This window comes from Alteromonas sp. K632G (assembly GCF_017653625.1).
GTDB lineage: Bacteria > Pseudomonadota > Gammaproteobacteria > Enterobacterales > Alteromonadaceae > Alteromonas > Alteromonas naphthalenivorans.
Window position 1 is genome coordinate 144457 of sequence record NZ_JAGGDM010000011.1, and the last position, 19971, is coordinate 164427.

Here is a 19971-nt window from a genome sequence, read left to right on the forward strand (position 1 = left end):
AAATTTCGGTTAATTAGCAGTCGTTTGTAACAACAAACGCCCCCTGGATCAGCAGACAGGGCATAACTGAGCTGGCATCTTTAATTTTTATTATTTTATGGAGCCAAGTTATGTCTGAATTATCGCCCTTGTTTAAGCCTCAAAATAAACCTCAAGATAAGCCTTCATCTACATCAAAAACACTCTGGATTAAAAACCCGCAAGCCGTTTTTACGGGTAACGAGTTAGATGCCGCAGGCGGCATTGTGGTGCAAGGCAGCAAAATTGTTGAGCTTGTTGGTGCTGGTCAAACACCAGTAACGCCTATTGATGAAACAGAAGATGCCTCTCAATTGGTGATGCTTCCGGGGCTAATTAATACGCACCATCACTTTTATCAAACCCTCACCCGCGCATGGGCACCTGTGGTTAATCAGCCGTTATTTCCTTGGCTTAAAACCTTATATCCGGTTTGGGCAAAACTTACCCCGAATGCGTTGTCGCTAGCCTGCGATGTGGCGTTAGCTGAATTATTACTGTCTGGCTGTACTACCACTACCGATCACCACTATTTATTCCCTACCGGCATGGAAGATGCCATAGACGTACAAGTAGACTCAGTAAAACGTATGGGCATGCGCGCCCTGCTTACTCGCGGTTCAATGAGCTTGGGTGAAGATGAAGGTGGCCTGCCCCCTAGGCACACCGTGCAAAGTGGTGATGCAATACTAAAAGACAGTCAACGGCTAATAAACACCTACCATGAGCGTGGTGAAGGCGCGTGGATGCAAATAGCCTTAGCACCTTGCTCTCCATTCTCTGTTACTCGAGAAATTATGGCCGACAGCGCACAACTGGCGAAAGATGAAGACGTGCGTTTACACACCCATTTAGCTGAAACGCTAGATGAAGAAGATTTCTGTTTAAAGATGTTTGGCATGCGCACCGTCGATTATCTAGAAAGTGTGGGCTGGTTAAGCGATAGAACATGGTTAGCTCATGGTATTCATTTTAACGAAGATGAAATTCGCCGCTTGGGTGCGGCCGGTACAGGCATAACGCATTGTCCGGTTTCAAACATGCGCTTGGCCTCTGGCATGTGCCCTACCCTTGAACTGATTGAAGCCGGTTCGCCTATTGGCTTAGGCGTAGATGGCTCTGCCTCTAACGATGCATCGAACATGATGTATGAAGCCCGCCAAGCACTTTACTTACAGCGCTTAAAATATGGTGCAGCGAAAATTACCCCAGAATTAATTCTAGGCTGGGCGACTAAAGGTTCTGCATCGCTTATAGGCCGTAGTGACATAGGTGAAATAGCGGTGGGCAAACAAGCCGACCTGGCCTTTTTCAAACTCGATGAGCTACGTTTTAGTGGCAGTCACGACCCTATCTCTGCGCTGCTACTATGTGGCGCAGATAAAGCCGAACAGGTAATGATTGGCGGAAAATGGCGAGTAAAAGAAGGGCAAATTATTGGGTTAGATACCCAAACCCTAATGGCGCGCCACCGGGCAGTGGCGGCGCAACTCGTTAGTTAATCTAGAAACTTATTAGTAACTTAGCAACCCGTTAATCAAAAGCCGGCTTGGCTAAGTATGTCTTTATACTTAGCCAAATAAGCATCTACATCCACGTCTGAACAAACCGATTGCGCTGGACAATCTGCCCATTCATCGATAGGAAAACGCTTTGCTACCGTTTTTTGCATAGTATGGCCTATGGCAGGGCCTTCTGTGATCACACGAATAGGCCCTTCAACAGTTTCAAAAAGCTCTGGTGCTATCACCTGCATAATGGCTGATGAGTCGTGTACGTATATGCCATCAACTTGGTCTGTTTGTTGATGAAAGTTAGCGTAAAAACGGGTGATGTCATAAATAAAAGGCCCATATGTAGGCGAACACTCAGCAAGGCGTGCCAAGTAATCGTTACTCATTATCACCTTTTTAGTGACATCTAGCCCTACTACGGTTACCGGCCAGTCAGCGGTAAGCACTTCGTCTGCGGCATGCGGGTCGCCTATAATATTGGCTTCGGCATACGGGGTTACGTTGCCTGTATTACCATGGTAACCAAACGCACCGCCCATAATCACCACACGCTTCACTAAATTAATAATTTCAGGGCATTTTCGAAGTGCCAGCGCTAAGTTAGTCATACGCCCTACCGCTACTAACGTAATTTCACCGGGGCTGGCTTTCACCTTTTCAATAATGTAATCGTGAGCGGCAAGTGACACTTCACTCGGTAAGTCAGTTTCATCAATATCAACGTTGCCCAAGCCGTTATCACCATGAACAAAATCGGCAGGCTCATCTACCGGGATAACTAACGGCTCTTTTGCACCACGGGCCACATCTGCGCTTAAATTAAAGCGCTTTTTAAGGTACAAGGCATTACGCGTGGCGGTGTCTATATTCGCATTACCGAAGCCGGTTGTAATAGCCAGCAAATCAATATCGGCACTTGCCTGGGCAAATAAAATCGCCATAGCGTCATCAATACCTGGGTCGGTATCAAAAATAATCTTTTCCATTTTTAATTCCTTACGCGTGGGCACGCCGCTCACGTTTTTCCAACAATAAACAAAAACCAAACACAAGCGCCACAAAGGTATAGCCAACCCATGTCATAATAATTGCGCTTTGTACGCCAAATAACTGCACCACCCAACCAGATAAAATGGGTGCAATTGTGCTGCCTACATTGCCACTGAATAATAAAAAGGTGACGAGCACGGCGGGCGCTGACGCTAGTTGCTGAGAACCAACAGATATCGCAATTTTATATATGCAGGTCGTGGTAAACCCAAATAGGTAGCTAGTAAATAAAAACCATTCCGCAGAGGAAGCTAACATAAATGTGAAAGTGATCAGGCTTGCTAACACGGTTACCAACATCAATAACGAGCGCTGCGGAATTTTATTCACGAAAATAGCGGCGGTAATTAATCCGAAAATAGACATACCCCAATAATTTCCAACGGCCTGCGCCGATACTTTTTCGCTTACCCCGAACGTATGTTGTAAGTAATTGGGAGACCAAGTAAGAAAAGTAGTTTGGGCAATTAAATAAGCACAAACGCCCAAGGCAATTAAACACACCCTAGGGGTTAATACCCGTTTGAATTGTGACAATGCCGATGCCGCATTAGTATCGTCGGCCTCAGTGGCAGGAAAGCGAACAAAAAATAAGGTTGCCCAAAGTACTAGTGCCAACGCCCCCACAGCCCCATAGCTGTAAACCCAATCTATTTGCGCGGCAATGATTACGGCGGCTAAAGAGGGAAAGATAAACCCCGCGGCACTGAACGCGCAGTCGGTGGCTAAAAATGCCGAAGCTCTTTTTGCTTCATGATAAGTCTTGGATAAAACAACCGCCCCACCAGCAAGGCCACAACCACAGCCTACTCCAAGCCCCCAAAGCAATATTGCAAGCGGCCAATAGGTAGTAGGCGCTACCACGACCAATACCAGCATAATCGCCAAAAACAGCGTGTAATTAGCAATGAGTACTTGCTTCAGTGAATGGCGAGCGTACAAGAATAGTGATGCGAATGTACCGCACAGCGCGCCGCCAGTTAGCCAAGAAAACACGCCAACGGTTGCTGCCGGCGTGGCATTCAGCGAAGACGATACAGCATTCAAAATAACGCCAATTTGAGTGAGTAACCCCGACATTATCATGTAACTAACGAACGCTATTGCGGTAAGTAAAAGTCGATTCAATTCTTAGACCTAGGTGCAAGTAATACTCTTTTATACCGAGTTAGCACTGAAACAACAATGCTCTCCATAAAAATACTGACCATTTAGTCAAAAAATCAATTTATAACGCGAGCACTTGCCCTTGTTTCGCTAATATAAAGTTAAAGCCTAGTGCATTCGCACTTTCTAATTCTTGTGCAATAACAGCTCGCGGATCTGTGCCTCTCTTCAAGCTGTATTTTATGTGGCTAATGATAACCTTCATATTGCTAAGTTGTTCTTTGTCTTCCACCAACGCATGAAACTTGGTGAGCTCTTGCATCAACCATTTAGGCGTAAGGTGGCCAAATAACAGATTGTCAGGCCGTGTGTTGTCGAACGAGACTTCAATGGAAATACCTCGAAGGGTTTTATGCTGCATTTGCTGTGCGAGATAACGCCACACTGCATCTAGCTTTCCTTGCTTTTCTACTTCATCTGGCCCGGTATCACCAAAATACACAAACATATCGTTATTATGCTCAATCACAAATGCGGTGGACTCTAACGGATGGCTTAAGCTGAACGGCGTTACCGTAAGGGCCGTATCTTTAATTTCTACCGTTTCCTCGGGCGCTAAGTCGATAACATCGTACTTATTTAACTTTGGCGCGATGCCACGGTTGGTAAAATTAGCCCATGCCTGCCAATTAAAATAAGTATCGCTCATGGTTTGATTTACCGACGAAAGCGCATAAATAGGCTTGCTGCTGTCATCAGGGGATGCAATCAAAAGCCCAGCGACGTGGTCAAGGTGCCCATGGCTAAGCAAATAGGCTTTCACATGATGATGCAGAATATTACCATTTGGGTTTAACGCAGGGTCTGGTGTGGTAGTTAAGCTATCAAAAGCTTTGTTTTCGAGCGCCACGTTAATGCCGTTCACTAAAGAGCCTGCGTCTAAGCTAATAAAGTTCTCGTCTTCTATGCTGCGTAATAAAAACGAACTTAGGTTTCCATCTTCAATACCGCCCGTGTCACCTAAGGTAATAAGTTCAAAAGCCGGTGACACAGTACTTATTGATGTTTGAATGTCTTGCTGAGCCTGCTTTAGGTTTTGGTTTTGGTTTTGACTGTGTTCTTGCGCATTTTGATGAGCCTGACAGCCGCTTACTATTAAAACAAGCAGTAAAGTACTTATGAATTTCACGTATTTTCCAAATCTAGATGTTTAATTTTAGCGAGTCATTTCAAACTGCATATTTCTGTTTATGTTCTCGATATCGACTCACGAAATCAAGTCTCGCGTGCTTGCTAGCGGTTCTTGTTAAGTAATAGAAGAGAAGAAAGCTTGGCTTTCGCTGATGATCCTTGCCGTCTCGATAGGATCGGGCTCGGTAGTCCAATCGTTTAGTTTAAAGGTTCCACCTAATATCATATAGTCGTTTCTAGAGAACATGTATAAAACGTCTGAACCGCCACCGACCGTGAGGTAATCAACCGCAGGGTCTGGTGGTAACAATACCAACTGGCCTTTGGCTGGCATAATACCTTCATCGTTAAACAATGCTCTTGAGCCTAAACCAGTGCAGTTGAAAACAATGGGCTCAGCTAATAAGTGAATATCGTCTTGGCTGGTAAATTCGTGTATCACAAATTCACCGCCCGATAATCGAATATCAGTCACTAAGCGCCTTAAAAATGTGGTGGTTTCCACCAACATGGTGGCTGATGATGTGCAGTAATCGGTTGGAAATGGGTGCTGCTCTGGGCCATACACCTTTGTGTAAGGGTAATATTGTCTAAAACCCCCTTCACTTTCTGGCTTTTTATTTCCGGCGGTATATAGCTCTTTCCATTGAATGCCGTAATCCTTCCCCACCATCTTCGCAAAGGTGCTGTGTGCTATTTTTGCTGCTTGCTGCAATTGGGTTTTAAACACGCTGCTAGATATTAATGGGTCGTGCACACTGTATGGGCCCCATTCTCCACCTGCCACTTGCGAGGTGGTAAAGCGAGGCATAGCTTTAGTATACAAAGTCACCTTCCAGCCCGCTTCTTGTAGTAAGCGCGCGGTGGTTAACCCCATGACCCCGCTACCGATAATAGCCGCTTCTTTGGTTTCAACATTAGCAACTTCATTCACTGCCAGTGCCGAAGAGCCCCAAGATAGGGAAATACCACCGCCCCCATGCCCGTAATTGTGCACTAATGTTTTATTCCCAAATGCTTCGCTTTTCACTACAAAACCTTCGGGCCTGTAAGGGCGATGCCCCACAATTTCAGTCACAATGTTATTGGCGGAGATTTTCGGGGCTACCATAGGCTTTCGGGAAAACGGGCGCTGAAACACGCGGTTTGTTGGGGTTTTATTTGATGATGTAGCACACCCGGCAAGTGATGCAGCTATCGTACCTGCGCCAATACCTTGCATAAACGCTCGGCGTTTTAGTTTATTGTTCACCATGCCCATTCCTCGATTTGTTTTGTTCTATTTTGTTTTTTTCAGGCTTCACTGCAAGACACTGGGTTTATTTTGTTAAGCAAAATGAAAGAAAGCAAAACACTTGCCAAGGGCATTGATTTAAAATGGGAAAAGATGAAATCGAAAAGGATAAAGTGAAATCGCTGGAGAACACGGGTTATCTTGATAACGATAACCCGTGCTAAAACTGGAGTAAAAATTAATGGTTAAGTAAAGTTTATTCTTCGTTAAGTTGCGAATTTAGAAACTCAATGAGTGCATTGTAATACACCGCTGCATCATCAGGATATGAAAAGCCGTGGCCCACGTCGTCCATTACCATCCACTTGTGTTTTATACCGTGGTCTTTTAATGCAAAATGCAGACGATAAGAATGCTCAATATCGACAATATTGTCATCAGTTCCATGGGCAATAAAAACAGGCTTTGTAATACCTTTAAATTGATATAAAGGTGAGTATTTAAATAACTCATCTTGCTGAGTTTTAGGGTCGCCCATTATCTCTGTCAGTGCTCGCATCATGTCATCCCGTTGGGCATCGCTTCGTTGGAACCGTAAAGCAAGATCGGTGACCCCAGCAAAAGACGCTGCACACTTATAAAGCTGCGGGGAACGAATAACACTGTACAAGGCTGAGTAGCCGCCATAGCTGCCCCCTACAATACAGACCTGGTTTGGGTTTACATCGTAATTTTCTTTGGTGTAAGCGAGAGCTTGCTCAATATCATCTTCAATAAGGCGCCCCCATTGCTGAAGCCCCTGTTGCTTAAAGGCCTTTCCATAACCTGCCGAGCCTCTGTAATTAACTTGCAGTGTGGCAAAGCCTGCATCAACTAAGACTTGTATATTGCCCGAATAATGACGCGAGTCACTCACGCCTATAGGGCCGCCATGAGGAATAACCACCAAGGGAGGATTTTTGGTACTTGGCAGGGTTAGGAACGCTTCTAGCGTTACCCCATCTTCCGCTTCTAAGCGCAGTAGCTTTGTTTTACTAAGCGACTTATTGGAAAGCCAAGGATACAAATCAATAAGGTGACTGAAACTGTCAGTAGTTCGATTGTAATAGTAAGTTTGGCCTGGGTTCGCGCTGTCATCAGCCACGAAAATAATATTGTTCCCCGACTTATCCATATCTACTGCATAAACCCCTTCGATTTCCGTTGATTTACTGAGCCTAGTGGTTAGCGCGCTGTAGTCGTCAGAGAAATAAACCTGTTTCGCCATGCCTTTTTCAATAAAAGACACACCGATGATATCTTTCGTTTCAGGGTGTCTAATGGCAGCAGTTAAATCGTAAAGTGGGTGCTCAAAAACAACCTCAGAAAATTGTTGAGTTTCAATATCAAAGGTACGTAAATTGATTTTGTCGCTATTGTGATTGGTGAGCAAAAGCAGCTTTTCCGCATTACCACCAACAACTTTTAGAACATCACCTTTTTTACTTTCCCACACAGACTTGTAACGGTATTTCCTAGGCTTGCTTCCTGTTCTTGCAAACAGCTCAGTGACTTCATCAACAGTTCGTGTACCAGCCAATCGCCAACCTTTACTGTCAAATACCCAATTATGGAGTTTCGGCCCCGTTTTATTAAGTCGTAGTTTTCTACGAAAATTTGACTCAGAAATCTTTTCAGTAAGATCGAGCTTAAATAAGTCGATGTAATAATCGTAATCATCAGAATGTTCGTAACGGGCAAAAATAGCCTTATGTTCTTGATTAGGCAGTGTATCAACCCAATAACCATTCTGGGAAAGATATGAAAGCCTAAAAGCTGGATTCGGTTGCTGGCTTCTGTCTGCGAACTCAACAAGAACATAGCGGTGAAAACGGCCATTAGAATGTTGCTTAAGCGAAAGAAAGCTATCTGAGAGCCACTTAAGCTCATAAATTTTATTATAGTGAGTTTCCCAACTCATTATCTTGTTTTTATGTTGAACTTGAAGCTGCTGACGCTCGAACGTTATGGGGTCGTCCATAGTGCCCCGTTTCAGATCATAAACAACAAGATCGTACGTGGCTGCTTTGGGCTCTATAAATGCGACCGCTGTGCCTGAAGGGTTTATTGAAAATAACTTGTACTTAGATGCTTTGAAAAAGTCGCTTATATTTTCATTCTTAGCCTCTTCGTCTACAGCTTGAATAGATGAGCTAATGAACACTAAGCTTGAAAGTATGACTAAAAGTATAATTTTAAAATGTGACATATTTTACTCTCCCTCTTTTAATGCATGAGTGAGGTAAAAATCAATATAGTGATCGTTCGGATAAATACCGTTTACTACATCGAACTTGCCTATGTAACCAGGGTGATCCTGCTCTAGAATTTTGAGGATAATTGATGCTCTGTTTAGCTGTCTTACTTGAAGCTGACGGCCCAGCTTTTCAATCATCAGTAAGCCAGTGTAGTTCAACACGCCGGGTTTTACGGAAAAGGTTAAATTATCGTCAGATAAATCGTAATAGATTTTTAATAAATTACCTTTTTCTAAGGAACCAGTACGTTCAAATACCTCTGTCCATGAGTAAGTACCTGCTGGCATTTTAATGACTTCGATATGCTGGGAGTAGTTTAACGGGCCGAAAGTAAACTTGTTTCCAAAGCCATTGCCTTTTAAAACAATGCTTTCCGAATAGCCTTTAGAATACAGCGCTATGGCAACGTATCCTTCATCAGGTCCAAGGGGTTCTATTTCTGAAAATGCCTCAGCAGAAAATAAGGCAAATATTGCTAGTACAACAGCTTTCATGCAGTTCATTCCTTTGATTTTTTCTAGTTATTTTTGCCAAACACTTTACTCAACCAAAGGAGGGTTATCAACGGCGTTTTAAACAATATTAAATTTTAGCTCCTAACATGGGTGGGCACTATACTTTCATCTATACTCTATCAAGCACGACGTTTAAGGTTGATTCACTATTTTCTGTATGGGCTAAAAGAAGTTCAACATTATTACCTTAACGAGTTAGTTTAATCGCACTTGCAAGCTTACTAACTCTCCATGAGGTATTCAGAAAACAAGGTTGAACAACACAGCTTTAAAATTGTTATTTCAGATGTAAGAGGCAGTTATGACACCCCCTGCAACAAAGCCAAAAACTATTAGCAAAATTCTAATTCAATCGATCAGTTTAATGGTGGCTATAACTGGGCTAGCTATCTCTAGCTATTTGTGGTTTTCAATCAATACAGATATTGAGCAACAAGCCATAGAAGAACGGCAAGAGTTAAAACACGAATTGTTAGGCTTGCTAGATATCACCGACAGTTTAATGAAGCAGCAAGTGGATGCTGCACTAAATGTCTTGGTCGCTAATACACAGCGCCTAGGAGAACCAAGAATTGTCACAAACTCAGCTTCCACTCCCTCGTTGTATTTTGGTGACACTCTGATCAATGATTCAAATGCGCTGGTAGATGAAGTCACTAGGCAAGTTAATGGTACTGCTACCGTTTTCGTTCGTGAAGGCGATGACTATAAGAGAATAGCCACCAACGTGACAAAGCCTAATGGCCAGCGGGCAACAGGTACGCTGTTGTCTAAAGGCGGTTTGGCAATGAAAGCCATCAACAATAAGCAAACCTTTGTTGGCCAGGTTGATATATTAGGTAAGCCATACATTACTGCATATCGCCCTATCATAACTAACGCTAACGAGGTGATTGGCATTCTCTATGTAGGCTATAGCGCAGATATCAGTACCCTGACTAAAGCCATTAATAATGCCAGTGTGTTATCTAAAGGTTATGTGGTACTTAAAGATGATAAAGGCAGAGTCCGCGCTCACAGCGACAATATTAGCGAACATGAAATTAGCGCCAATGCTAATGAAAGTGCACGCTGGGACATTCAGTCTTATCCGTTCGAAGCGTGGCGCTATAGCCTATCAATTGGCTACTCTAAAGATGAAGTAGCCACTCGCGTTATGTCTAGATTAGGTATTTTATTGGTTTCACTTTTTGTAGCCTCTGCCCTACTGATTGCTATTTTGGTGTGGCTGATTAACCGTACTGTTTCAACTCCACTTAATACACTAACCAGACGTATAAGCGATTTAACTGGCGATGATGGCGACTTAACGCAACGTTTTGAAACGGGCCACACAGAGGAAATTAATGATATCAGTAACAGCTTTAACCAACTGTTAGACAAACTGCAGGCCACCATCTGTGAAACGAGAAAATCCACTCAGCAAATTTCGTCGAGTTGCGTACAACTTTCTGATATTTCCCGGCGCTCTAATCAAGCAGTATCTAAACAAGTAATGGAAACTGAACAAGTGGCTACGGCTATTGCAGAGCTAAACGCCACTGCACAGTCTGTTGCGCAAAGCGCTGCTACCGCTGAGACCCTTTCGGTAGAAATAACGGGGGTTGCTGGCTCTACCCGAGACTTAGTGGTAAACACATCAAATTTAGCGAAAGAACAACGCGCTGCATTAGTTGAAACGGCTCAATATTCTGACAACCTCACCCAACTTTCTAGCAATATTGGAAGTGTACTTTCTGTTATTGAAGCCATTGCAGATCAAACCAACTTACTGGCTCTAAACGCGGCCATTGAGTCGGCAAGGGCTGGTGAACATGGACGGGGGTTTGCGGTGGTCTCTGACGAAGTTAGACAACTGGCCGTGAGAACTCAAGAATCGATAAAAGAAATCCAGAGCAATATTTCTAAAGTGCAAAATGCGGTGGTTTCAGTTAATACCTCAATTACTGAATGCTCCACATTATCAGAAGATGTAGAAGCACAGTGTGAACGTATCGCGAACGAAATCACGAATCTAAACGACAGAATTGATAGCATTCGCAACACGAATATTGAAATGGCAAGTGTGGCAGAAGAGCAAAGCCAGGTAACCGAACAGCTGAGTGTAAATATTGAGACCATACGCGAGTCTGCACAAGACAGTGCACGCTATGTAGAAGAAACATCGAAATCGGCACAAACTACGTCTGACACCGCAGTATCAATAGACAAAGCGCTTAGTCACTACAAAGTATAAAAAGTAAACACGCAACTGGTGAATTAATACTAGATTGCACTAACCCATTACTGTCAATTCACCCCTAACTCACGCGGGCTGCTATATGGAAATAGTCAATCGGAGCAGTATTGAGAACGAGATACCCGATCTTCTTTCAGACACATCGGTTTGGAGCTTAGTGCCTCATAAGGTTTCAGAACACAGTGCTGAAATTTGGACGGGCACTTTATTCCTTTATTTAAGAAAACCGGCGATTAGCCGTGTAATTGTATATATAAATAATACCGAGATAAGCCGAGTAGATATTACGCTAGATCAATGGCAACGCCCTTTTCGCCGCGTCAGCAAGCGATTTTATGTGCTTTTAACGCTATATAACTTGCTGCCAAATCAAGAATACAAAGTGGTTTTTTTTCAACAACTAGAAGGCGATGCTCTGGATTACGCAGGCGATTGGCTTCTGTTAAAAACGGCTTATTTCAGTACCTTGCCTTTAGCACTTCCCACCAGCGAGACAAACGCTTTTACGGTTTCTTTAAGCAGCTGTTTCTATGAACACAAAGACTATGGCCAAACTGCTCAAGCCTTCAAAACGCTGTTCGCAAACAATAATAAGGTGTTTAAACCCGACATAAAGTTCATGGTAGGCGACCAAGTTTACTTAGATATTGGCGCTGACTCTCTTTCCCCGCTAACCAACGAAGTAAGACTTAGAATTGCCGATGACTACGCAAAACACTGGCAAGCACTAGGAAGCATGCTTTCTCGTGGCGGCACATGGATGCTACCGGACGACCACGAATATTGGAATGATTACCCTTTTTATGATGGCATAGTACCTACCCTATACATGTTGAAAATCCCTAAAATTCGCGCCGCGTGGAAAGGCGCATCTGAAGATGGTGTTAAGCGCATTCAGCAAACGAAAGCGCTGGTTGAAACCTTCACTATTGGTAACGATTTGTCTTTTTGCATCGCCGATTTACGCTCTTCACGGTCAAAAACCCAGTTTATCAACAAAGCGGGATTTGCTGAGCTCATTGAATGGATAACCACACTTACCACACCTGGGGTATTGGTCATTCCGCAGGTTTTAGTCACCCAAGAAAATAAGCTAGAACGCAACTTGCTAAGCTTTAAAAAACAATACACCGCGCTTTTAAATGCCCTTGCTACTGCCAGCCATGACATTGTTGTACTGTCGGGCGATGTGCACTTTGGCCGTATATGCTCGGTAGATATTGGTACAAAGGGAGTTAAACTCATTGAAGTCGTGGCATCACCAACATCGAACCTTACTGGCGTGAACTCTGTTGCCTCATCTAAGCCAAGTTATTGCCCTGAAAAGTTTCCCGACCCGAAAGCCAAGCTGGATGTGAATTGGCCAGAAAGTAACGTTAACTATTATGATGAGCCATACCAACTCACCACAACGAAAGGCAGATGGTTTTCTTCATACTGGCGAGACAGAACGAATGAACACATGATGACAATTGGTTTTAACAAAATAAACGGCAAAGTGAACATGATTGTTCAAGCGTGGTTAATTAGGAAAACGGATGCAGATGGAAAGCCAAAACCCCAATTTAAAGCGCCTTTTACGATTGCCTTAAACTGAACAAAAAACGTTATTACTACTGGCTATTGCTTGCTTCAATAGTGTAACTTTTCATTACGCCCCTAATTATCTTTGTAAGGCACCAGCAATGAAGTACGTTGCATTTGCATTAATACTGACGGCACTTTCAGTAAACAGCTACGCTTTTGACCCCAAGCAAGCGCGACAATCACACAAGATTGTAGTGGAATGTAAAGATATCGCTTGGTCAGACATTCAAACTCTTGTACAACCCTATTTATCTGACGATTTAAATGCAGCCCTAGTTATGCAGGGGCAAAGTGCCAATTACAAAGTGTCGTTAGCTGCCGAACAAGTTATCGGTGAACCTCTTCCGGATGTTATTATCACCATACTTGAATCTATCATAGCAGCAGATTGTTAACGCTATAGGCTCGGCAATATGCAAAAAGTAAGTAGCTTCTCCGAGCCGCTTTAGTGTTACGCTTATATAGCTAAAAGAAAGCCCCTAACAGATGTGTTTGGGGCTTTATTATTTAGATTCAAATTAGACAAAAATCTTAAAGATGCGTGGGAATTTAACTACACATTGTCTTATATTTTACGGCTATGACACCCACTTTTATAGCGAGGCTTTAAACGGGCTATTTCTTGTCAGAACGTTCCGCTCTTTTCTTTTTCTTGCGCTCGTTCTTGTCGGTTACAATCTTGATCGCTTCTTCTTGCGTTAAGTTAGGGTGTTTAGTGATTATCTCTTTAACTCTGTCATCAAATTTCGTCATTTATAAATCTCATATTTTGTATGTTCAATATTACAGCGGTTCTAGCTTTCAACGTGAATAGATGTGTAGCGGTTCAACTTCCTGCACCGTTCAAAAATGATGGCAAGATTAGAAATAAGCGCACCCTTTATACTTAGATATACTCAGATGCCTTCGCACAAATAAACTAGAACAACACCTCATGCGTGATAACCGTATTTTACACCAAACTCGGAAATAAAGATGTGGAAATCGAGTTAAAATTTGAGAGAGGCTTTGTGGACACCCACTGCCAGTATTTGACGGGAGGGAAAGCGTGAAGGAGGAAAATGGAAAGATGATAAGAGGATCAGAGTACTTTGAAATGGTGAATTAACTCTGACCCTTTTTTATGTTAGTTACACCGGCTGAACGTGTAGAACGCCTACTTCCACTTTCACCACTTCTGCCGTTGCGCCCTTTCTTATGGCCGATGAAGATTTAACTGTCCATACCACGCCAGAAAATCGCGCGGTACCGGGCGCCCCAGGAGCCACGTCACTTTCTAAATCGAACTGTGTTCCTATCCAGTCTGACTTTACCTCTTTAGGAGCACGATCTTTTTGAAGTAGCTTCAATGGACGCCAAAGCACTAATGTAAGGATTGCATCAATAATCGCGATGGCAATAAACGCATCTAACAATTCCTCATTGAGTATTCCAATATACATAAGACCTGACACCAGCATCATTGCAATGCCCAACGTCAACAGGAGTATTGTGGTGAAACCCATTAATACTTCGATAATTAGCAATAATAAGCCTATGCCAATTAAAAAGTGCGGTAAGTTGGTAAACATACTGTCCATGGCTACGCCTTCTTACCTATTGTGTTCGCAATCGTCATTGCTTGTGCCACAACATTACCTATTTCTGTTCCACTATCAGGCAGCAATACAATGGAAGACTCTTTTGCAATTTTCTCTTTCGCTTGAATAGCGCCTTTCGCTAGCTCAAGCTGCACCGCTTTTTGCCCTTCTTGGGTTGCGGCCGCTTTACCCACCGTTTCAATGGCTTCTGCATCTGCTTGAGCAACACGAATAATCGCTTGCGCTTCACCGTCGGCTTTTAGTATTTGCTCTTCCCTATCGGCTTCAGCAGCAAGAACGATGGCTTGTTTATCACCTTCGGCGCGGTTAATGGCTGCTTGACGATCACCTTCAGATTCTAAAATCTGGGCGCGTTTTAATCGTTCCGCCTTCATTTGCTGTTCCATCGCATCTAGCACTGAATTCGGCGGGTTAATATCTTTTAGCTCGTAACGCAATACCTGAACGCCCCATGGCGCAGCGGCTTCGTTAAGCGCAGACACAATATTGGTATTCAATAAGTCTCGCTCTTCGAAGGTTTTGTCCAATTCCATTTTTCCAAGTTCAGAGCGCATGGTGGTTTGCGCCAACTGCGTTACCGCAAACGTATAATCTTCTACACCGTAGGTGGCTTTGTAAGGGTCTACCACTTTGAAATACAACACACCATCAACGCTTAACGTGATGTTGTCTTTAGTAATGGCAGATTGCTCTGGAACGTCGCCCGCCTGCTCTTTTAAAGAGCGATTTGCAGCAACCTTATCAATAAACGGAACAATAAAGTTAAGACCGGCTTCCAAGGTGGTGTTGTATTTACCAAAGCGCTCAATGATGTACGCACGGTTTTGAGGTACAAATTTTATTGACGATTTAAGGGTAATAACAATTAGCACAAGTAAGATAATTTGATACGAAAAAACGTATCCTAGTAAGGTGTCTAATTCCATTTACGTACTCCTGAACGATTAATACAATGGCTTCAATAAGTGTTTATATCACAATAAGTAAACACTAAAAGCAGTTAAATTTTGAGGGAACGTTTCAACTGACTAGTGAACGCGGTAATTATTGGACACCCACCGATAGCGGGTAATCAAATATAAACTTACTGAACACCACTATTTTCTCCTGCGTTTTAACAGCTTAGCTCCCGCTCAAAAAATAACCATTGCCATGCATAGAAGTATTATGTAAGTTATACATAACACTTCTATGCAAAGAGACGCTATGGCTTCAATAATTGCAAAAGACTTAGTCGCGGCTTCGGCAACGCCGTTAATACTCTCTATTTTGAAGAATGGTGACAGTTATGGTTACGAAATTATTCAGCAGGTAAAAGAGCATTCAAACGGTTTGCTTGAATGGGCTGATGGAATGCTATACCCCATTTTACATCGCATGGAGAAAAACGACTTCATTGAATCCTATTGGGGTAAGGCCGACACGGGTAGAAAGCGAAAGTATTACACCTTGCAGGATGAAGGCCGCAAAGAATTACTCAAGATGCAAGAGCAGTGGCATCAGCTATACACTTTACTTATGTCTTTCAAAGGAGAATAACGTATGTTTGATCTCGATAACGCTGTTGAAAATTGGTGTAATAAGGTTGTCTCTCACAACATTTGGGATGCAGATAAAATTGATGAATTGAAAGACCACTTATATTGCATTATCGAACAAGATGTAAATTCAGGTACCAATGAACAGCTCGCTTTCGAAAAAGCGACCAGTGAATTAGGCTACCCCGAAGCAGAAATGAAGACGTCTTCTGACCGAGCCAAAGTTATCCATAGAATATGTCGAGTATTAAATAAAATTGAAGGTAATTCCTCGTCAGATTCACCATTAGTGCTCGGTCACGCGATAATATGGGCCAGCGTAATGCTTGCTATGGCTTTAGTTGTTGATGATAAAGACACGAATGGAGCTGTACTGATGATTTTAACACTAGGTTGGTTTGCCAGTTTCCTGACTCTTGATGGTACTAAGGCTTCAGCAAAAAAAGAATGGGCTTGTTTAAAGCGCTTCGTTGAACGAAAAATGTCTTAATTATGGGGCAATTATGGGGCGCTCATTTCATGAGCAATCAATGAGTGGGGTAAGTCATTGAAAAATAGGAGAGATTGGTCGGTGTGAGAGGATTTGAAAATAGTCTGATCACATTACATAGCAATATATAGTGGTACTCCCGTCAGAGCGACACTATATAGTGATACATAGTACTACGTTTTGGGTGCCAAAATATGCTGCTAGTGCACAAATGGGTGCAGTCCCCCAAGTTAAAAACTTTCATATTTCACGCATTCTAAATGCTGTAAATATTGCGATTAGTTGCGTTTTATCCGCGTACGGATTGATACGGCAAACAAGGCAATAATAATAGGGCCTATAACTGCGTATAGCGTATTTATTAAATAAACGGGGGAGTTTTTCGGTAAATTATCAAAAATTTCAAGCTTATCTTTTTGAAGTGTCAAAGTCTGTATCGAATATGTTAGTACCCCTCTAATTCCTTCAACGTTGATCTTGATGGAATTCATTAGCGTTTCAAAACTGTCAAATGAGCTTATATTCACTTCTGAAGTATTAATCTCAATTAGTGACTCATTAGCATAAATTGAATAATCCCAAAGGTGATAAGCATTTAGAAAAGTGAGAAGTGACAACCACAAAAACACTCTTAATGGGCTGGTCCCATAGTTGCTAAAAATTTTATATGCAGCAGGTACACTCAGTAACCAACGCCGTCACCATTTTAGCTGCCTTCGCTTAGCTTCCATCTCCCCTACGAAAAAATCATTTGCTAATCCAAAGTCTTTATTCTCTTCAAGTGAATACCTTATATTTCGATAGGTATTCTCGATCCCTGGCAGCATCTCGCGCCTGCTGTAATAGTCATTTTGTTGGTGAAAACTTAGTTCATCAAACAGTCCATTTGCGTATTTCGGTGAATCCGGTCGGTCGTTTCGGTTTTATCCGATCACTTTTTCTTCTTCTTTTTCGTCCTTGCCAGTTTTACCTTAAGTGATCGGATTGGTCTAGTTTTCTCATCGATTCGCCAGCCAGTTCAATTCGATGACTGTTGTGCAGTAAACGGTCGAGTAATGCATCTGCCACGGTGGGGTTACTGATGAGTTTGTACCATTCGGTAACGGGCAACTGGCTAGCGATAATGGTGCTGGTGTTTTGATATCGTTCTTCCATCACGTCAAGTAAGTCATTGGCCTGTCTTGCACTCAGTTTTTCCATTCCCCAGTCATCTAGGATGAGCAGCTCTTTCTTCGCGAGTTGTGCAAGCTGTTGTCGGTAACTTCCATCGGCGTGGCCGATATTCAGCTCATCTAGAAGCTGGCCGAGCCGGTAATATCGTACTGTATGATGCTGTTCACAGGCTTGTCTGGCTAATGCGCAAGCGAAGTACGTTTTACCGCACCCCGTTGCGCCAGTAACGATAATGTTATGGGCATGATGTAAGTATTGGCCGCTCAACAGTGTGGCGACTTTATCTTTGCGTAGACCGCGCTCTGCGCGGTATTCCAATCGGCTGGCGTGAGCTTCTAAGCGCAAGGTTGCCTGACGCAGTAAACGCTTCACTTTGCTGTCTTGCCGACAGTGGATTTCATGCTGTGCCAGTAATCCTAAGCGTTCTTCGAAGCTCATCTCGTCGTAGGTTGTCGCTTGGCTTTGTTGTTGCAGTAACGCTTGAGCGAAGTGTCCAAGCCGTAAGCTACGCAGTTGCTCTTGTAATTGAGATTGTGTCATGGGTTGTCCTATTGATAGTAATGTTGGCCGCGGATATTGTGGTGGGTTACAGGTTGCTCATCGTGTTCGACAGCGGTGCTCGGTACGCTTTCTTGGTGATGTTTGAGTAAGTTCATCACAACGCTTCTGTGAGGGCGTTCTAGCAGTAACGCCTTTTGGCAAGCGGCTTCAAGTCGCGCAGCACCATGCTGTTTAGTGAGATTTAGAATGGCTAGGCAGCTTTTAATCGCTTGCTCTGGATGTTGACGGCTATGGATGTGCCACTGCACCACACCGCGGGTACCTACACCAATATTCTCCGCCCAGTGCAATAAGCGTTCAGCGCTGAAGCGCTGTTTTACATGGCTGTCCGGCATGTGTTCTTTTTGCGTTGAGAAGCCGCCGTCTTTTGCTGATTTAGCGTGCTGTGTCACCAGTTGATTTTGGTGATAGATGCTAATCACGCTGCCACTAGCTTCGATGGTCACTGTGTTGCCCACTAAGGTGTGCGGTACAGAGTAAGCATGCTTTTGGTACAGCACATGGTAATCCGGCCCAACTTTGGCCCGTTTACTGTCTATGTACTCATACGTGGTGCCAGGCAATGGCATTAACGCGGGCTTATCGAGCAGTTCAAACTGCTCACGGCGAGAGCCTGGATGTAAGCGCTGCGGCCGATTATTTAACTCTTCCATTAACACTTTGCTACGTGCGTTAAGGCTCGCTAAGGTGTAAAAGCACTCCCGGCGTAATCGCATTAATATCCAGCGTTCAACAATCAGTACCGCATTTTCTGCTTTGGCCTTATCCTTCGGTTTGTAAGGTCTTGCCGGAACGATGGCGCAGCCATAATGCCGCGCCATTTTGGCGTAGTTTTCATTCATCGTGGGTGCGTAACGGTGGGCTTTGGTAACGGCTGATTTCAGGTTATCCGGCACAAGTAAACGGGGTACACCGCCAAGGTAGCGGAACGTTCTTACGTGCGCCATTATCCAGTCTTCTTCACGTTGTGAGCGGCCAGCTTCAACATACGTGTAGTTGGTCGCACCTAAAGTCGCTACAAAGATTTGTGCGTGATAACGCACTTCGCCTGTATCGGGATTAACAATAGGTACTGTCGGCCCGCAGTAGTCAATAAACAACTTGTCGCCCGCAATATGATGCTGGCGCATACTACGCTTCTGCTTTTTAAGCCATCGCTGATAATGCTCGCAAAACTGCGTGTAACCATAAGCTGACGCACTATCCTCGGCGCAATATTCTTCCCACAGTAACAGCTTAGTCATGCCTTTACGCTTCAACTCTTGCTGCATAAGCATAAAGTCAGGCAGCCGTTTTTGGCGCTGAACGGGACCAGTGTTATACAACTGAGCCTCGAGCGTTTTATCGTTGATCGCTTCCGGTAACGGCCACGATAAATCACTGGATTTAAAGCGCGAGAGTATTTCACTCACGGTTGAAGGACCGAGACTTAAGCATTGGCCGATGTCTCGATGACTTAATCCTACTTCGAATTTGAGACGCAGGACGTCTTTAATTTTTCTCATATCGGTTCTCTTTCTCGCCATGGCAGCTCGTTCCTTCAATAAAGTGATGAAGTTGAGCTTACCAATTGATTTAGTGAGAAAAAGAAGAAGATTTCGGGATTCCGATCAGTGATTTCGGAAAAACGTCATTTTTGATCGGGTAACTCCGAAATAAGCGATCGGATTAGACCGAAATCACTGATCGGATTGAACCGGAATGGGCCGGAACATGCACCATTGCGCCTAACCTTTTTCTGCCGCCAATCATTCCCTATAAAATTAACGCCGCGAAGGTCCCCCTGTGTCAGGATAGTTGTCGCCTCAGTTTTTCATAGTATTAGACAGGGTGCGGAAGTTAGGCATGAGTGAGAC

Annotated in this window: 17 protein-coding genes; 6 read left to right on the top strand and 11 right to left on the bottom strand. The window is 43.5% G+C overall.

Translation table 11 applies throughout. The features are described 5' to 3' along the window. Nucleotides 1-110 precede the first annotated feature (110 nt). On the top strand, nucleotides 111-1520 hold the full coding sequence (locus J5X92_RS12435; protein ID WP_208805873.1) for an 8-oxoguanine deaminase: 1410 nt from the start codon (nucleotides 111-113) through the stop codon (nucleotides 1518-1520). A 35-nt stretch (nucleotides 1521-1555) separates the two neighbouring features. On the opposite strand, the gene J5X92_RS12440 is transcribed toward J5X92_RS12435, so the two are convergent. The 6 genes from J5X92_RS12440 to J5X92_RS12465 form a co-directional block, all read right to left on the bottom strand. Continuing rightward, nucleotides 1556-2518 carry a nucleoside hydrolase gene (locus tag J5X92_RS12440; protein WP_126873008.1) on the bottom strand — a complete coding sequence of 321 codons (963 nt, stop codon included), beginning with the start codon at nucleotides 2516-2518 and terminating at the stop codon, nucleotides 1556-1558. A 10-nt stretch (nucleotides 2519-2528) separates the two neighbouring features. Continuing rightward, nucleotides 2529-3710: an MFS transporter TsgA gene (gene tsgA / locus J5X92_RS12445; protein WP_208805874.1), complete on the bottom strand. Its 1182-nt coding sequence runs from the start codon at nucleotides 3708-3710 to the stop codon at nucleotides 2529-2531. 100 nt (nucleotides 3711-3810) lie between these two features. Next, nucleotides 3811-4878, bottom strand: coding sequence for a 3',5'-cyclic-nucleotide phosphodiesterase (locus J5X92_RS12450; RefSeq protein ID WP_208805875.1), 1068 nt, complete (start codon nucleotides 4876-4878; stop codon nucleotides 3811-3813). Between the two features lie 117 nt (nucleotides 4879-4995). Next, nucleotides 4996-6135: an FAD-dependent oxidoreductase gene (locus tag J5X92_RS12455; RefSeq protein WP_208805876.1), complete on the bottom strand. Its 1140-nt coding sequence runs from the start codon at nucleotides 6133-6135 to the stop codon at nucleotides 4996-4998. A gap of 235 nt (nucleotides 6136-6370) precedes the next feature. Continuing rightward, nucleotides 6371-8362 carry a prolyl oligopeptidase family serine peptidase gene (locus J5X92_RS12460; RefSeq protein WP_208805877.1) on the bottom strand — a complete coding sequence of 664 codons (1992 nt, stop codon included), beginning with the start codon at nucleotides 8360-8362 and terminating at the stop codon, nucleotides 6371-6373. Between the two features lie 3 nt (nucleotides 8363-8365). After that, nucleotides 8366-8905, bottom strand: coding sequence for a hypothetical protein (locus J5X92_RS12465; RefSeq protein ID WP_208805878.1), 540 nt, complete (start codon nucleotides 8903-8905; stop codon nucleotides 8366-8368). 322 nt (nucleotides 8906-9227) lie between these two features. Here J5X92_RS12465 and J5X92_RS12470 point away from each other — a divergent pair, with 322 nt between their 5' ends. The 3 genes from J5X92_RS12470 (at nucleotide 9228) to J5X92_RS12480 (ending at nucleotide 13147) form a co-directional block, all read left to right on the top strand. Beyond that, on the top strand, nucleotides 9228-11162 hold the full coding sequence (locus J5X92_RS12470; protein WP_208805879.1) for a Cache 3/Cache 2 fusion domain-containing protein: 1935 nt from the start codon (nucleotides 9228-9230) through the stop codon (nucleotides 11160-11162). Between the two features lie 85 nt (nucleotides 11163-11247). Then, entirely contained in the window at nucleotides 11248-12762 is a 1515-nt protein-coding gene (locus J5X92_RS12475) for a hypothetical protein (protein WP_244360723.1), read from the top strand. Between the two features lie 88 nt (nucleotides 12763-12850). Then, nucleotides 12851-13147 carry a hypothetical protein gene (locus J5X92_RS12480; RefSeq protein ID WP_208805880.1) on the top strand — a complete coding sequence of 99 codons (297 nt, stop codon included), beginning with the start codon at nucleotides 12851-12853 and terminating at the stop codon, nucleotides 13145-13147. Nucleotides 13148-13367: 220 nt separating this feature from the next. On the opposite strand, the gene J5X92_RS12485 is transcribed toward J5X92_RS12480, so the two are convergent. From J5X92_RS12485 to J5X92_RS12495, 3 genes are all read right to left on the bottom strand, one after another. Next, a complete protein-coding gene (locus J5X92_RS12485) occupies nucleotides 13368-13505 on the bottom strand; it encodes a hypothetical protein (protein WP_013783578.1) in 138 nt (45 codons plus the stop codon). A gap of 377 nt (nucleotides 13506-13882) precedes the next feature. After that, on the bottom strand, nucleotides 13883-14332 hold the full coding sequence (locus tag J5X92_RS12490) for an NfeD family protein (protein ID WP_208805881.1): 450 nt from the start codon (nucleotides 14330-14332) through the stop codon (nucleotides 13883-13885). Nucleotides 14333-14334: 2 nt separating this feature from the next. Further along, entirely contained in the window at nucleotides 14335-15279 is a 945-nt protein-coding gene (locus J5X92_RS12495; RefSeq protein WP_013783575.1) for a slipin family protein, read from the bottom strand. Between the two features lie 280 nt (nucleotides 15280-15559). Here J5X92_RS12495 and J5X92_RS12500 point away from each other — a divergent pair, with 280 nt between their 5' ends. Beyond that, nucleotides 15560-15892, top strand: coding sequence for a PadR family transcriptional regulator (locus J5X92_RS12500; protein ID WP_013783574.1), 333 nt, complete (start codon nucleotides 15560-15562; stop codon nucleotides 15890-15892). Nucleotides 15893-15895: 3 nt separating this feature from the next. Beyond that, nucleotides 15896-16381 (top strand): hypothetical protein, encoded by a 486-nt coding sequence (locus tag J5X92_RS12505; RefSeq protein WP_013783573.1) that lies wholly within the window; start codon nucleotides 15896-15898, stop codon nucleotides 16379-16381. A 966-nt stretch (nucleotides 16382-17347) separates the two neighbouring features. Here J5X92_RS12505 and istB read toward each other — a convergent pair. Together istB and istA are read right to left on the bottom strand one after the other, a co-directional pair. Beyond that, nucleotides 17348-18094, bottom strand: coding sequence for an IS21-like element helper ATPase IstB (gene istB, locus J5X92_RS12510; RefSeq protein WP_015066349.1), 747 nt, complete (start codon nucleotides 18092-18094; stop codon nucleotides 17348-17350). Between the two features lie 8 nt (nucleotides 18095-18102). Next, nucleotides 18103-19620 carry an IS21 family transposase gene (gene istA, locus J5X92_RS12515; RefSeq protein ID WP_208805882.1) on the bottom strand — a complete coding sequence of 506 codons (1518 nt, stop codon included), beginning with the start codon at nucleotides 19618-19620 and terminating at the stop codon, nucleotides 18103-18105. Nucleotides 19621-19971 lie beyond the last annotated feature (351 nt).